Below are 16974 nucleotides of genomic sequence, written 5' to 3' on the forward strand. Positions count from 1 at the left end.
GTGATTTGAGGAAGCCCACACTATACCGCTTACGGTTAGTGTGGGAGGATGTCACCATGACCACGACCATGAAATCGAGGGTGAACGTTCTGTTGCTGAGTATTAACTTGTTGAATATCCTGATTAATTCGATTTCCGTCACCTACAGCATCAGCTGATTGTGTTGCCCCTTGAGAAGAATTTTGTTGTGGTTGATGCTTTCCTTTCGAGTTACCACGATTTTTCTGGACATTCACTTGAATGATATACTGGTTAATTTGGTTATTGTCACCTGTAATAGTCGCTGTTTGGTTACTACCTTGAGTGCTTGTTTGTTCTGCTCTCACTGGTAAAGAAAAAACTCCTAAAGCAGCTATAGACATGAGAGCAAACAGATAACTTTTTTGCAGCATTTTTAAATAACCTATGTTTTTAATACAATTGATTTTTACTATCATCTTCTAATTTGGGAACTATTTTCTAAGGGCTTTGTAAAGTTATGATATAAAAGCATTAAGATATTTCAGAATTATTTTTTATAAAAAATAATTCTGAAATATTTTTCCTTATAAAGAATTACTTGAGCAGTCTGTGTATCTACTGAACCTAAACTTATTAAAAACTTTATTTTTAATAAATTTTAGAAGGTGCGTTATGCAGAGGCGTGACGTACCCTACTTAACCATATTCTATCTGTGAAATGTACTTAACAAGTATTCGGCAAAATACAATTCTAGTTTGCCGAACCAGAAGACTTAGTGTAAACCGTACATTATATAGTCATAATATCTATTTCGGTAATCATCAATAATTAAGTGATAAAAACCGAATTTACAGCGTTTCTAGTTCTCAATAACATAAGAATCAAAGGAAAGATTAAAACCTGCAATTGTTTGGCAGTACAAATACTAGTTATTCGAGGTAGAATCATGACATTAGTTCGTTTGAACCCCTGGCAAGAATTTAACGCAATGCAACGTCAATTAAACCGCTTGTTTGATGAAGCTTTTGTACCAGCCAAGGAGTTTAACAGAAGCTTTATTAGAGTTCCTGCTGCTGAATTGCAAGAAACATCCGATGCGATTCATCTCAAGCTGGAAATTCCAGGAATCGAAGCTAAAGACCTAGATGTGAAAGTCACAGAAAATGCTGTTTCCGTCAGTGGCGATCGCAAGTCAGAAACTAAGACTGAAGACAAAGGTGTGACTAAGAGCGAATTCCACTACGGCAAATTCCAACGTGTCATTCCACTTCCTTCGCAAATTCAAAATACCAATGTCACCGCCGAATATAAAGACGGTATTCTCAATTTGACATTGCCAAAAACTGAAGCCGAGAAGAACAAAGTTGTCAAAGTTAACTTAGACCAATCTGCTGCGTAATTAGGGTAATACAGCCAGAGATTAAAGTCTCTGGCTATTAGCTTGGCATTTGTCAGTAGATTAATATAATGTCCGGCAAATTAACCATAATTCAAAGCAGAACCTCTCCCCGCCTTTGACGTAAGTCAAAAGCGCCCCTCCCCTAGTAGGGGAGGGCATGGGGGAGAGGCGAACATGGCATAACTCAAAGCCCGGTTGCAAGTGAGCAACCGGGCTTTTTTATTAATACCAGTACTAAGGAAAAGCTGTTCAAGCAGACTACTCAAGTAAAGGTAAAAATTTCTTAATTAGCCCAATAGTGACACCGGGAAGTTCCAGTTGGGGTGTAAAGCCTACATCGTCGAGATGATAAAAGATGCGAATTGCCTGAGGGTTCATTTCGGCAAGACGGCGTCCTACTTCTGGTCCTGTGAATTCTGACTTTTGCCCCCAAATGATAGCAGTGGGGACGGTCAATTGAGTGATATATAGGGATAAATCAAAGGATAAATCCCCACGTACGAAAGCAAGAGCAGCGTACTCAGCATTAAACTGTTGGGCAGATTGCAAATATGCCTCGACAATTTCAGGATATACTCGTTCTGCACGAGCAAATTGGCGTTGTTCCAGGTAGCCGCGAATGCCAAAACCGCTAGCAACTCCAGTCATGTAAAGCAACCGATCCACACCTGGAATGTTGACAATTTGAGCAGAGAAGCTGCGGCTGTAGTCTTGTCCAAATTCAGCAAGACCTGCTGGTGTGATCAAAATTAAAGACTTGAACAAATCGGGGCGAAGAATCGCAGCGCGAATGGTGAAAGCAGCAGTGAGTCCAGAGGCGATCGCATGAATCGAACCATTGCCAGTCTTCTCTATAAACTCGATAATAAGCTTAATGTAGTCATCAATATGATAACTTCGGGCTGGATGGTCAGAGCGTCCCCATCCAACCAAATCTGGCGCTACGATTCGATAGTCTGCGGCAAAAGCTGGATAAACTTTAGACCACTCGTAGGCAGAAGAACCGCCACCAAACGCGTGTAGGAAAAGTAATGTCCTATCGCTTGATTGGTCAACATCTGTATCAGACCACGGTTTCCCAACAGCAGTGTAGTACACCATTCTTCCTAGCGCGGTCATCACGTATTTCTCACCAAACCCAGGAGGCAAAAACATAGAAATACCTCATATGCTGCATCATTATTTCAATCGTGGAGACCATAACCAGAAATTTGCATCACTCTAAAGTTCAATTTAGAACACTAATTTAGTAATCCTGGAAGAACCTCTCCCCCAACCCCTACCTTGGTGAGGAGAGTTTGACTCCCCCTTCCCTTCTAGGGAAGGGGGCTGGGGGGTTAGGTTTTTGATTACTAAATTGATGCTCTAGAAAGCGGTAATTAAAGTTTTCAAATCATCTGTGTGTATCTGCGAGTCTTATCGACGACAATTAATCTGTTACCCCGCAGCTGCTCAATAAAGGATGAATATGTTTTCTCAAGAAGTCTTCGTCTTTGCTGCATCTTTTGCCCAACAGCGGCTGTGGTTCCTCGACCAGTTGATACCCGGCAATGCCCTTTATAATGTGCCGACAGTCATTCGTTTGACAGGGAGGCTCAACTTAGCTGCACTAGAACAAACGTTTAACGAAATTGTGCGTCGCCACGAAGCCTTACGCACCACATTTAAAGTGCTGGAGGGGCAACCCGTGCAGGCGATAGCACCCTCCCTAACCATACCCCTTTCTCTATTAGACCTGCGGCACTTACCACCAGACGAACGGGAGGGGGAAGCAAAGCGCATTGTTACCGCAGAGATAGAACGTCCTTTCGATTTGTCTTCTGAACCATTGCTGCGAGTGATGCTGCTACAGCTTTGGGAAACAGAATATATTCTAGTGCTGAATATGCACCACATTATCTGCGACGATTGGTCTATTGGTGTACTGATTCGGGAACTGGGAACGCTGTACACAGCTTTTGCACAAAACCAGGCTTCCCCCCTACCGGAACTGCCTCTTCAGTACGCCGACTTCGCCCAATGGCAGCGCGAGTGGTTACAAGGAGAAGTGCTACAAACCCAGTTAGCTTATTGGCAGCAGCAATTAAACGGCATTTCCATGCTGCATCTGCCTACAGATAGACCGAGAGCAGCTATACAAAGCTATCAAGGAGCAACACAATTTCTAGAGTTACCGAAAAAATTATGTGATGCACTTGTGACGCTTTCCCAGCAAGAAGGTGTCACCTTATTTATGACGCTGCTGGCAGCATTTCAGACGTTACTTTACCGCTACACATACCAAGAAGATATTGCGGTGGGTTCGCCAATTGCTAACCGTAACCGTAGCGAAATTGAAGGACTCATTGGTTTTTTTGTCAATAGTTTGGTGCTACGTAGTAACTTATCTGGAAACCCGACTTTTCGAGAACTGCTAGGCAGAGTACGGGAGGTAACACTAGGAGCATATAGTCACCAAGATTTGCCTTTTGAAAAGCTCGTTGAGGAATTGCATCCAGAGCGAAATTTGAGCCACCATCCGTTATTTCAAGTGGTGTTTGGTTTCGAGAATGCACCAATGTCAGCGCTAGAATTACCTGGTTTAGTGCCTAGCTTTATAAATATTGATTTTAAAACAACACGCTTTGATTTGGAGTTGCACCTGTGGAAGTGTTCTGAGGATTTCCGGAGCCTATGGGGCGCAAACTGGGAGCATTCCGAGGGTATTAGAGGTGTAATGGTGTACAACACCGATTTATTTAATAAAGCCACTATTACTCGAATGCTAGAACATTTTAAAACATTGTTGGAAAGTATTGTTTCTCATCCAGAACAACCCATAGCCAATCTACCGCTATTGAGCGAAGGTGAGCTACATCAGGTATTAGTGGAATGGAATAACACCCATGCTGATTATTCACAAGATAAGTGTATCCATCAATTGTTTGAAAATCAGGTAAAGCAGAACCCTGATGCTATAGCAGTCATATATGAAGATGTAGAGACGTTGCATGCAACGTCTCTACATATGACCTATAGAGACTTGAATATTCGCAGCAATCAACTAGCGCACCACTTACAAAAATTGGGTGTAGGTGCTGACGTTTTAGTAGGCATTTGTCTAGAGCCTTCACCAGAAATAATAGTTGGGTTGCTGGCTATCCTGAAAGCGGGGGGAGCTTATGTACCTTTAGACCCTAGCTATCCGCAAGAACGCCTAAATTTCATGCTGGAAGATGCACAAGTTCCAGTCTTACTAACTCAAGAAAAGTTGAGCAAGCATTTTGAAGCTTTCTCAAACCGAATTTTTTACATAGATAAAGACTCGGAAATTCTTGCTCAACAAAGCGAAGAAAATCTAACAAGCAGCTTGACCAGTGATAACTTAGCGTATGTTATTTATACTTCTGGATCTACAGGAAAGCCTAAAGGAGTTACTGTCACTCATAAAGCCGTGAATCGGCTGGTGTGCAACACAAACTATGTAAAATTGGAAAGAACTGATAAAATTGCCCAAGCCTCAAACACTTCCTTTGATGCTGCCACTTTCGAGATTTGGGGAGCGCTCCTTAATGGCGCTCAACTTATTGGAATTAGCAAAGATGTCATAATCTCGCCTCACGAATTGGCATTACAACTACGACAAAAAGGCATCAGCGTTTTGTTTTTGACCACTGCCTTATTCCAACAGATTGCTAGAGATGTTCCGCAAGCTTTTGCTTCGTTACGATACTTGCTATTTGGTGGCGAAACTGTTGATATGAGATGGGTTAACAAGGTTATTAAATATGGTTCGCCAAAGCAATTCATTCATGTTTATGGTCCTACAGAAAATACAACATTTTCTTCTTATTACTGTGTGGAAGAATTACCAGACTCATCCACATCTATTCCCATAGGTCGCCCGATTACGAACACACAGATTTATCTGCTGGATGCTGATTTACAGCCTGTGCCCATTGGCGTTGTCGGCGAGTTGTACATCGGCGGTGATGGACTGGCGCGAGAATACCTCAATCGTCCTGAGTTAACTGCTGAACGCTTCATTCCCAATCCTTTTAGTAGTAAACCAGAAGCGCGTCTTTATCAGACGGGTGACTTAGCCCGCTATTTACCAGATGGCAATATTGAATTTTTGGGTCGTATCGATAATCAAGTAAAGATTCGCGGCTTCCGCATTGAGTTGGGAGAAATTGAAGCGGTGCTGAGTCAACATCCAGCAGTGGAAGAAACAGTTGTCATTGCTGCTGAGGATATACCTGGTGATAAGCTTTTGGTTGCTTATATTGTTCCGAGTCCTGAGTATCGAGTCCTCAGAGCAACATCTGACTCAGCACTGATGAGTGACATTAGCCAATTCGTGAAACAAAAGTTACCAGCTTATATGATACCAAGAGCGTATGTGGTGCTGGAATCTCTTCCACTGACACCCAACGGCAAAGTGGATCGCCGCGGCTTAAGAGCACCCGATACACTCACTCTCGATATGAAAGAAGATTATGTGGCACCACGGACGTCGGTAGAAGAGGTGTTAGTGGAAATTTGGGCTAAGGTTTTGGGAAAAGAGCAGCTAGGTGTCCACGATAATTTCTTTGAATTGGGCGGTCATTCTCTACTAGCAACTCAACTGGTTTCTCGAATACGCGACGCCTTCCAAATAGATTTGTCTGTACGCAACTTGTTTGAAGCACCGACTGTGGCACAACTTGCTAGGTACATTGAGACAATCTGTTGGGCAGCGAAAGCTTTGGATACGACCGGAACTACAGATCAGGAGCGAGAAGACGTGGAATTTTAAAGAATTTTACCAAGTTTTCAACCTGATTTACGTGCAGGCAACACAAAACGCTCTGACAGCTTCGCTAAACCGCTGGTTCTGCTCCATCAATGCCATATGTCCACCGCGTTTAATGGTGACGAGTTCAGCTATTGGCAATTCTGCTTTCATGCGATCGCTCGCAACAGGTTTAGTCGCTATATCTGAAGCACCGCAGACAATCAACACTGGAACGTTAATAGTCGCAAGTGTCTTTGTTTCGTCGTAGTTGAACATTGCCAATGTACCGCGAGCCAGAACACCAGGCGAACCCAATGCTGATAAGAAACCTGCAAAATTTAGTTGCCCGCGTGTTTCAGTACCAGTAAATCCAGACAGTTCTACGCTGATGTACAGCGAACCATTAAAATACGACAGCCAAGTGATCAGCCACATGATAGGTGACAGTAGGATGGTAAGGTACAACAGAGGTTCGAGCAGCGGCTTCTGCAATTTACGTACCAAACCGCTAAAGATACAAGTCTTTACTGGATTAGTGTAGGTGGTATCTACAAGGATTAAGCCAGCCACCCGACGCCCCAAATGCTCTGGAAACAGCCGACAGAATGTCAGGTTAATCATGCCTCCCATGCTGTGTCCCAACAGGATGACAGGCTTATCCCCGGCTATGGCAACAACGGCTTCGAGATCGCGGGCATATTTTTCTAGGGAGTAATCGTTGTTTTTCGGTCTAGAGGATTTTCCCAGCCCCGGCAAATCCCAAACAATCACTCGGAAGCCATGACTCAGCTGTCGCTTAGCATAGTACCACACAGTACTGTTTGGTCCCCAACCGTGGGACATGATAATCGGTTGACCATCCTCAGGACCATAAAACTCTACTTGTAGTACGCTACCATCTGGTCGTGGCACACGCTGCACAGTTCCGGTACGCATGAGCTTGGGTTCTTCAGTTCCAGGACGGCGCAGAAGCGGCAAACTGATAAAACGACCGCCAAAAGACCACAGAACCATTGCCAGTCCAGCCACCAAGTAGGACATTCCCACAAGTTCCCGTTCGTACCACTCATAGAGAATGTAGATTCCCCCGCCAAGCACGCCAATCGACAGCAGTTGAACCAGCCATACAAGCAGGAAATAATGAGGCATGAACACCATGAGCCTAAACCTTGGGTTAGTTTGTTAACTGCGTTGTCTTTCAGCTTCATACGATAGTTCAAACAATCCAGGGTACACAATCTCTCTAATGTTCGACATTTTCAACCCAAGGAATGATTTGTATGAAGTTGTGAATGTGTTAAAACGTCTTGGTCAATTGACAACGAGCAACTAACAGCTGTTGCGAAGGGGCGTAATTTTGAACACAGTTGAGTTTCTATCTTATCTTCGCAGCTTAGATATTCAGGTTTTTATTGAGGGCGATCGCCTTCGCTGTAACGCTCCTGAAGGAACGCTCACACCAGAATTGCGTGTAGAAATTCAACAGCGCAAAGCAGAAATTATTGGATTTTTAAAAGTAGCTAATTATACTACGCTCCACACCTCTACACCCCTCGTACCTATTTCGCGAAACAGGAATCTCCCCCTCTCCTTTGCTCAACAGCGGCTGTGGTTTCTTGACCAATTAGTACCGAACAATCCTTTCTATAACGTCCCAGCAGCATTTCGTTTAACAGGTTCGCTTAATTTGACAGCGCTGGAACAAACTTTTAACGAAATTGTGCGGCGTCACGAAGCTTTACGTACCACTTTTGTCATACTGGAAGGGCAACCAGTTCAGGTCATTGCACCTATTTTAAATGTATCCTTAGCAGTCAGAGATTTGCAGCAACTGCCACAAGTCGTAGTAGCACCGACTCCTCGGGATCAACGTGAAAAAGAAGCGCGACGACTCATGACTCAGGAAGCTCAACGTCCTTTCAATTTATCAACTGATCCATTGCTGCGAGTCACACTGCTGCGGTTGGATGAAGCAGAACATATCCTGGTGCTGAATATGCACCATATTGTCTCCGATGGTTGGTCTATCGGAGTGCTGATTCGAGAGATAGCACTGCTTTACACAGCTTTTGCCAGCAATCAACGTTCCCCTCTGCCAGAACTACCGATTCAATATGCAGATTTCGCATATTGGCAGCGTCAATGGTTGCAAGGGGATGTGTTGGCAAAGCAACTTGGTTACTGGCAAAAGCAGTTGGAAGGCGTTTCCATGCTAAATCTGCCAACCGACAGACCAAGACCAGCAGCTCCAACTTACCGGGGTGCAAGGCAATTTCTCCAATTACCAAAAAGTCTGAGCGAAGCGCTAGAAACTCTCTCGCAGCAGGAAGGGGTGAGTTTGTTTATGACAATGCTTGCAGCCTTCCAGATTTTACTTTATCGCTACACGCAGCAAGAAGATATTGCTGTGGGTTCACCAATTGCCAACCGCAACCGTAGTGAAATCGAAGGGTTAATTGGCTTTTTTGTCAATAGCTTGGTGCTGCGTACCGATTTGTCAGGGAACCCAACTTTTCGCTCACTGTTGAGTCGAGTGCGAGACGTAGCTTTAGAAGCTTATGCTCACCAAGATTTGCCTTTTGAAAAGTTGGTGGAAGAACTGCATCCAGAACGCAACTTGAATCAAAATCCGCTGTTTCAGGTGGTGTTTGCGCTGCAAAATGCGCCAATGTCAGCGTTGGAGTTACCTGAGTTAACTCTTAGTCCCTTACCATTTGATAGTGAAACAACACGGTTTGATTTGGAGTTTCACCTGTGGGAGCGAGCCTCCAAAGGAGGAGCTTCGCTAACGCCTGAAAATGGGTTATGGGTAAATAACTCAGAAGGTATCAGCGGTTTTGTCATTTACAGCACCGATTTATTTGATGACAGCACCATTACCCGGATGCTGGGACATTTCCAAACGCTGCTAGAAAGTATTGTCGCTCATCCAGAACAACGAATTGCAGATTTACCGTTTTTAAGCGAAGCTGAGCGACATCAGTTGTTAGTGGAATGGAACAATACCAAAGCAAATTATCCTCAGGATAGATGCATTCATCAGCTATTTGAAGCTCAGGTAGAGCAAAATCCTGATGCATTGGCGCTGATATTTCCAGATGTAGAGACGTTCCATGGAACGTCTCTACATCTAAGCTATCAAGAGTTAAATATACGTAGCAACCAACTGGCACATTACTTACAAAAACTGGGCGTTGGTGAGGAGGTTTTGGTAGGACTTTGTGTAGAGCGCTCTTTTGATATGGTCATTGGAATGTTGGGCATTCTAAAAGCGGGTGGAACGTATGTGCCTTTAGATCCCACCTATCCCCGTGAACGCTTAAGCTTTATGCTTGAAGATGCTCACATTCCAGTTATATTAACTCAGGAACGATGGGTTAACCGTCTTGAAAAACAGAATTCCCTTATCATTTTTTTGGATAAAGATAGGGAGACAATTGCTAAAGAAAGTGAAGATAATCTTACTAGCAAGGTTACAGCAAATAATCTTGCTTATGTCATCTACACCTCTGGCTCAACAGGCAAGCCTAAAGGGGTTAAAATTGAACATCGAGGATTGTTAAATCTTGTCTTTTGGCATCAAAAAACCTTTGCAATTTCACCGGTTGACCGAGTCACACAAATTGCCGGAGTAGCCTTTGACGCTTGTAGCTGGGAAATTTTGCCTTATCTGAGTGCTGGAGCAAGTATTTATTTTCCAGATGAGGAAACTAGGCGATCGCCTGAGAAACTGCGAGATTGGCTAGTGTCAAAAGCGATAACAATTAGCTTTGTACCAACACCTTTAGCAGAGAAACTTTTATTATTAGATTGGTCGAATCAAGCAGCTTTACGAATATTACTTACAGGTGGCGACAAACTACATCAATATCCTTTAGCTAAGTATCCTTTTCAGGTTGTAAATAATTACGGACCAACCGAGAATACTGTTGTCACAACTTCCGGTCAGGTTTTTGTTACGAATCAAGCAGATCCCCCCAACCCCCCTTTCCAAGGGGGGCAAGGGGGGATCGCACCTGCAATTGGTCGTCCGATTGCCAACACACAAGTTTATATACTAGATAAACATTTGCAACCTGTACCCATCGGCGTTCCAGGAGAACTGTACATTGCTGGTGATGGACTGGCGCGAGGCTATTTAAACTCTAGTGATTTAACTGCTGAAAAATTTATTCCTAATCTTTTTAGCAATCAGCAAAAAGCACGTCTTTATAAAACAGGTGATTTAGTTCGCTATCAACAAGATGGTAACATCGAATTTTTAGGTCGCCTCGACGAACAGGTTAAGGTGCGGGGCTACCGCATTGAGTTGGGAGAAATTGAAGCGGTGCTGAGTCAGCATCCAGCAGTACTGCAAACGGTAGTCATGACTCGTGACAATGAAGGGGAAAAGCGGTTAGTCGCTTATGTGGCGCTGAATGCTGAAGACAACAGTCAACAAGAACAAATCCAACAGACGCCATTGCAGGATGAGCAGGTTTTGCAATGGCAGATGCTCTATAACGAAACTTACAATACACCTGCGGGTGATTCCGATCCAACATTCAATATTGTGGGCTGGAATAGCAGTTATACAAATCAGCCAATTCCAGCAGAACAGATGCGCGAGTGGGTGAATAACCAAGTTGGACAAATTCTGGCTTTGCAACCCAGCCGAGTCCTAGAAATTGGTTGTGGAACAGGTTTATTGCTGTTTAGAATTGCGCCTCACTGCGTTAAATATTATGGGACGGACTTTTCCCCAGCTTCACTTAACTATATTCAAAAGCAGTTGGCAAATGTAGAACTCTCGGATGGCGCGTCTCTACAACAGGTAACGCTGTTTGAAAAGATGGCTGCTGATTTTCAGGGAGTAGAAGCACAAGCTTTTGATGCGGTGGTTCTTAACTCGGTTGTGCAATATTTTCCCAGTATTGATTATCTTATTCGTGTCTTAGAAGGTGCTGTCCAGGCAACTGCTCCTGGTGGCTTTATCTTCATAGGAGATGTCCGTAGTTTACCGCTGTTGCAAGCTTTCCATGCATCGGTACAACTGTATCAAGCTGAACCGTCTCTCACTCGTTCCGAGTTGCAGCAACAGGTACAAATGCAAATTTTCCAAGAAACAGAGTTAGTCATTGATCCGGCTTTTTTCACTGCATTAAAGCAGCAGCTTCCCCAAATTAGTCATGTACAAATTCAATTGATACGAGGTTCCTACCACAATGAATTAACTCAGTTCCGTTATAATGTGATTCTTTCTATTGGCGGTGAAACTGATCCCCCCAACCCCCCTTATCAAGGGGGGCTTGAGAACCCCCCTTTTCAAGGGGGACAGGGGGGATCACAATGCCTGAACTGGGAAGACAATAACTTCACAGTCGCAACAGTTCGTCAGCTATTGATTGAGAATCAACTAGAAATCTTAGGCATTACTAATGTGCCTAATGCCCGAGTTATGGCAGCAGTTAAAACAGCAGAATGGTTGTCAGGCGCAGAAGATTTTAAAACTGTCGGTCAGATGCGTGAAGCTTTGCAAAAACTCCAAAATTTAGGAGTTGAGCCAGAAGATTTTTATGGACTGGCTAATCAACTACCATACAAGGTTAATATTAGCTGGTCAGATTCAGGTAGTGAAGGATGCTATGACGTGGTTTTTGTCAAGCAAGGTGCATCCAAGCAAAGAACTATTTTTCCACTCAATACTCACGCGCGTCCGTGGCAATCTTACGCGAATAATCCCCTACAAGCCAAAGCAGCACGTAAGTTAGTGCCGCAATTGCAGACTTATCTCGCAGAAAAGCTACCTGAGTACATGGTGCCTTCAGCTTTTGTGGTGCTGGAGTCTCTACCTTTGACACCTAATGGCAAAATAAATCGTCGCGCCTTAAGAGCATTCGATCCAATTCAGCCACAATTGACAGGAGGTTATGTTGCGCCTCAAACTGCTGTTGAACAACTGCTGGTGAAAATTTGGGCTGAGGTTTTGGGAGTTAAGCGTGTGGGTATTGATGATAATTTCTTTACCTTGGGAGGTCATTCCTTACTGGCAACTCAGCTTGTCTCTAGAGTGCGCGATGCTTTTAAGGTGGAGTTACCTTTGCGTAGCGTATTTGAAGCACCGACAATTGCAGAACTATCTAAGGTGGTTGAAAGTTTGAAAGCTAGTAATGTTGAAAGTAAAGCTCCAGCTTTAGTGCCGCTTTCTCGTGAGAGTCGGCGGATGAAGTTATCATCGCTGAATAAAGAAAGCGAACAGAGATAACCAAGAGTCGCGCCACAACCACAGGACTTACGCATGCATTAGACCTATTGCACAAATATTTTATGGTAAAATCAAGGATTTGCTACCACGCATCTTGACAGAAAAGGTTAAATTGATGGGTAATGCGAGCATCTTGCTCGCACTACCAACCCGTCAAAATGAATTTGACACACCAGTAGTGGGTCTTTTGGATAACGTGACATATCTACATCGCCCTCCGTTAATTCATTCAACTGTTCATATTTTTACTTTGCCACTAGCTTATTTAAATGGCTATGAGCGCGCCAAATGACCCACTAGTCGTCGTGAAGTAGATGTTTGTGCTGCAATATTGCTTTGGATGCATATGTTGATTTTATTGCAATTATATATTCTTGTGGCGTATTAAACCAGTACAAGCCGTGGAGAATGGATAAGTGAGGGAAGGATGACAGAAGAAGACCGTAGCGTCAAACTTGGAGGGAGTGCTGACAGCAGTGTCATTATTCCTGGTAATAGCAATACTGCTACTATTACCATCACTAATTACTATTACCGTGAAAATACAACACTATTACCTAGTGAATATATTGATAGTGCTGATGAAAATTTCCTCTGTCCTTATCGCGGTTTATTTCACTTTGGTCCCGATGATGCAGAGTTTTTCTTTGGACGTGAGGTATTTGTAGAAGAACTTTTCGTTGCGACTCAAACAAGTCATTTTATACCCGTGTTGGGGGCGTCAGGAAGTGGGAAATCGTCAGTCGTATTGGCAGGACTAGTACCGAAGCTGCAACAAGCAGGTCACTGGCTATTTACTCACTTCCGTCCGGGTTCCGACCCTTTCCATGCGCTGGCGCTGGCGCTGGTTCCTCTTTATACCCCATATTTCAATGCTACTGAACAGATAGCTCAAGCTCGTCAGTTAGCGGGTTATTTTCGTGAAGGTACTGTGACTCTGGCTAATGTATTTGCCCAGATTCACCAAAACCACGGCAATCATCGGGTGCTGTTGATTGCAGACCAATTTGAAGAACTTTATACTTTGTGTGGAGATCAGAAAGTTCGCCTTGGTTTCCTAGATACGTTATTAGCTTGCTTTCAATCTTCCCCTGACAATACTACGGTGTTAGTTGCAACCATGCGGGCAGATTTCTTGGGGAATTTCCTCTCCTATCGTCCACTTGTAGATGTGTTGCAAAATGCTGACATCAAGCTGGGACCAATGAACTGTGAGGAACTTTCACAGGTGATTAAAAAGCCTGCTGAAAAATTGGGGGTGACATTTGAAGCGGGACTGGTAGAACGCATTTTGGAGGATGTGGAAGATGAACCGGGTAATTTACCTCTGCTGGAGTTTGCGTTAACACAGTTGTGGAAAGGACGAAGGGGTAAACAGTTAACTCATGCAGCTTATGAGGAAATTGGTGAGGTACAAGGTGCCTTGGCTCGTCATGCAGATCAGAATTATGGTAAGTTGAGTGCAACTGAAAAAGAACAGGTAAAGCGAATTTTTATTCAGTTGGTGCGTCCGGGGGAAGGAACGGAAGATACGCGAAGATTGGCGACGAAAGCAGAATTGAGTGGAGCAAGCTGGGCATTGGTGAATCAGTTGGCGGATGCGCGATTAGTGGTTACTAGTCGTAATGCTGCGGGGCAAGAAACAGTAGAGGTTGTCCATGAAGCGCTGATACATAATTGGGGAGAACTGCGAGGATGGATGGGCATGGCTCGTAGCTTTAGAGCTTGGCAAGAGCGACTGCGGGCAGCAAAGAGACAATGGGAAGCAACGAATCGAGATCCGGGTTCTTTGTTGCGTGGTGCAGCATTAGCAGAAGCAGAAGAAAAACTGAAGGAACGCCCAGAAGAGTTAATTGATGAGAAAGAATTTATCGAGCAGAGTATCCAAGAAGGCGATCGCCAGGAAAAAGAAAAGGAAGCCGCCCGCCAGCGCGAACTGGCACAGGCTCAGGAGTTGGCCGCAGAGCAGAGTCGGCGGGCCGAAGTAGAGCGCCAGCGGGCCCAGGAACAGACCAAAGCGACTAGAAAACTACGTCGGTTAGTAGTAGGGCTGGTGGTGGTGTTTCTGGGAGCAGCAGGAACAGGAGTGTTTGCAATGATCCAAACAGGAGAAGCTCAACGCCTACGCTTTGGGTCTATTGTGCAGGCACTCGCAGGACAAGCACCGCGTCAGCCAGAGCAACTTAAGCAAGATGAGCGAGGTGCTTTGCTCGCACGCCAAGCTTATCTCTTCAATCAGAGGAATCAGAACCAAGTTCTGTATCAAGCTAATGTTAATGATGCGCTGCGGGCAGTCCTTGGTTTCCGTTATTTTAGCGCCGTCCTGCGCGACCACACAGATAGGGTATGGTCGGTAGCGTTTAGCCCGGATGGTCACACGATGGCTTCAGGTAGTCTCGACGGAACTGTACGAGTATGGAACTTACTCCAACCCGGAACCAAACCCATCGTTCTACGTGGTCACGAGAATTGGGTTACTTCGGTGGCATTCAGCCCGGATGGTCAGATGCTGGTATCAGGGGGTGACGATAAGACAGTGCGGCTGTGGGATTTGCGCCAGCCTAGCGCCAAACCTACCATCTTCAACCACAAGGATAGGATTTGGTCAGTAGCATTCAGTTCGGATGGCCACACAATCGCCTCAGGCAGTGAGGACAAGACGGTGAGCCTGTGGGATCTACGCCAGCCCAGCCCTAAACCTATTGTTCTGAATGGTCACGAAGATATTGTTAGGTCGTTAGCATTCAGTTCGGATGGTCACACGCTCGCATCGGGCAGTGACGATAAAACTGTAAGGCTGTGGGATTTGCGCCAGCCTAGTGCCAAACCAATTGTCCTGACCGGACACTCAAAGGCAGTCAGTTCAGTAGCGTTCAGCAGGGATGATCAGATGCTAGCTTCCGGCAGTCAAGACAACACAGTACGACTGTGGAATCTACGTCAGCCAAATAGTATACCTACCGTCCTGAATGGACACGAAGATATTGTTAGGTCAGTCGCGTTCAGTTCGGATGGTCAGATGTTGGCTTCGGGTAGTGACGATAAAACTGTGCGACTGTGGGATTTGCACCAGCCTAGTGCCAAACCAACTGTTCTGACCGGATATTTAGAGGCAGTCAGTTCAGTAGCGTTCAGCCGGGATAGTCAGATGCTGGCTTCCGGCAGTGACGACAAAACTGTAAGGCTGTGGGATTTGCGCCAGCCCAGTGCCGCACCTACTATTCTCACGCAAAAGGATTCAGTGAGTTCGGTGGCGTTCAGCTCAGATAGCACGCTAGCCTCAGGTAGTCAAAGCAGATACTGGAAAGACCATAATGTACAGTTATGGAATCTGCGTCAGCCTAGCGCCAAGCCTATCGTCCTGACTATCCCCAATAGTGCCGGGATATATTCAGTGGCATTTAGTCCAGATGGTCAAATATTGGCATCCTCAGCAGAAAGCATGGATGAAGGAAAAGGAGGTGTACAGCTTTGGAATCTGGGTCAACCCGGCAGCAAACCCACCGTCCTCAGTGAGGCAAGAGGATACAGTTTAGTATTTAGCCCGGACGGTCACACACTAGCCTCGGCTGGTTACAAGAAAATACAGATATGGAATCTGCGCCAGTTAGAAACCAAACCCTTAGTCTTGGAAGGTCATGAGAACTATGTTACATCGGTGGCATTCAGTCCAGATGGTGATACGCTGGCTTCGGGTAGTAATGACAACACGGTACGGGTGTGGAATCTACGCCAACCAAATGCTGCCCCCATTATCCTGCGCGGGCATGAGCAACATATTACATCGGTGGCGTTTAGTCCAGATGGCCACACAATAGCCTCTGGCAGTCAGGACAAGACGGTACGGTTGTGGAATTTACGCCAGCCCAACGCTGCTCCCATTATCTTAAGCGGTCACCAGGACAAGGTTAGATCGGTGGCGTTTAGCCGGGATGGTCACACATTAGCTTCGAGCAGTAACGATCAGACAGTACGGTTATGGGATCTGCGTCAGCCAAATGCTGTCCCTACCATCCTACGCGCCGTTCTGAGATCTCCTACAGATGGATTCAGTTCAGTGGCGTTCAGCTCAAATGGTCAGTCCCTAGCATCAGGCAGTGACGATGGAACTATTCGGATCTGGAATATTCGCACTGAGGCTTTGGCAGACAAAGTATGTGAAAAAGTATGGCGCAATCTAACACTGGAAGAATGGCGTCGTTTTGTAGGTGAAGGTATTCCCTACGAGCGCACTTGCGGCAACTTGCCTGCTGACTCGGAAACAAGCAACAACAACAAACCTCGGTCAGCACCAGCAGAAAAATTAGTTACGCCAGTACAGATGTTTCCAGCTAACAAAACGATATTCAAATACTTGCCACGAGTGGGAACACTGCGATGGTCGGATGTGCCAGGTGCAACAAGTTACACGGTCGAGATTGAGTTCTGCCAGCCTGGCGGATGTACCGCCAACAATGCTCCCTGGATACAAGCATCTAACCTCCAATCTACCAGCTATACTTTTGATTTCGTTGGCGCACAACCAGGACGTTGGCGAGTTTGGGCAGTGGACGCTGCTGGTCGTGAAAGTCCTAAAAGCGGATGGTGGGAGTTTCAGTTCACAAGATAAGTCG

Annotated in this window: 7 protein-coding genes; 4 read left to right on the forward strand and 3 right to left on the reverse strand. The window is 45.1% G+C overall.

All coding sequences use genetic code 11. The annotated features are described in order from the left end of the window. Positions 1 to 35: 35 nt before the first annotated feature. On the reverse strand, positions 36 to 392 hold the full coding sequence (locus tag AACT52_RS14415) for a hypothetical protein (RefSeq protein WP_143172787.1): 357 nt from the start codon (positions 390 to 392) through the stop codon (positions 36 to 38). Positions 393 to 908: 516 nt separating this feature from the next. Between AACT52_RS14415 and AACT52_RS14420 the strand changes: the two genes are divergently transcribed. Beyond that, positions 909 to 1361, forward strand: coding sequence for an Hsp20/alpha crystallin family protein (locus AACT52_RS14420; protein ID WP_073631594.1), 453 nt, complete (start codon positions 909 to 911; stop codon positions 1359 to 1361). Positions 1362 to 1619: 258 nt separating this feature from the next. Here the strand turns inward: AACT52_RS14420 and AACT52_RS14425 are convergent, their stop codons facing one another. Beyond that, positions 1620 to 2516 (reverse strand): alpha/beta fold hydrolase, encoded by an 897-nt coding sequence (locus tag AACT52_RS14425; RefSeq protein WP_073631597.1) that lies wholly within the window; start codon positions 2514 to 2516, stop codon positions 1620 to 1622. 313 nt (positions 2517 to 2829) lie between these two features. Here AACT52_RS14425 and AACT52_RS14430 point away from each other — a divergent pair, with 313 nt between their 5' ends. Further along, positions 2830 to 6138, forward strand: a complete 3309-nt coding sequence (locus AACT52_RS14430) for a non-ribosomal peptide synthetase (protein WP_073631599.1) — start codon at positions 2830 to 2832, stop codon at positions 6136 to 6138. Between the two features lie 27 nt (positions 6139 to 6165). Here AACT52_RS14430 and AACT52_RS14435 read toward each other — a convergent pair whose 3' ends face one another. After that, a complete protein-coding gene (locus AACT52_RS14435) occupies positions 6166 to 7275 on the reverse strand; it encodes an alpha/beta fold hydrolase (RefSeq protein WP_073631601.1) in 1110 nt (369 codons plus the stop codon). 199 nt (positions 7276 to 7474) lie between these two features. Here AACT52_RS14435 and AACT52_RS14440 point away from each other — a divergent pair, with 199 nt between their 5' ends. Continuing rightward, a complete protein-coding gene (locus AACT52_RS14440) occupies positions 7475 to 12361 on the forward strand; it encodes a non-ribosomal peptide synthetase (protein WP_073631603.1) in 4887 nt (1628 codons plus the stop codon). 427 nt (positions 12362 to 12788) lie between these two features. Next, positions 12789 to 16970 (forward strand): nSTAND1 domain-containing NTPase, encoded by a 4182-nt coding sequence (locus AACT52_RS14445; RefSeq protein WP_096549446.1) that lies wholly within the window; start codon positions 12789 to 12791, stop codon positions 16968 to 16970. Positions 16971 to 16974 lie beyond the last annotated feature (4 nt).

The sequence above is a fragment of the Scytonema sp. HK-05 genome, from assembly GCF_963872035.1.
Classification (GTDB): domain Bacteria; phylum Cyanobacteriota; class Cyanobacteriia; order Cyanobacteriales; family Nostocaceae; genus Kalymmatonema.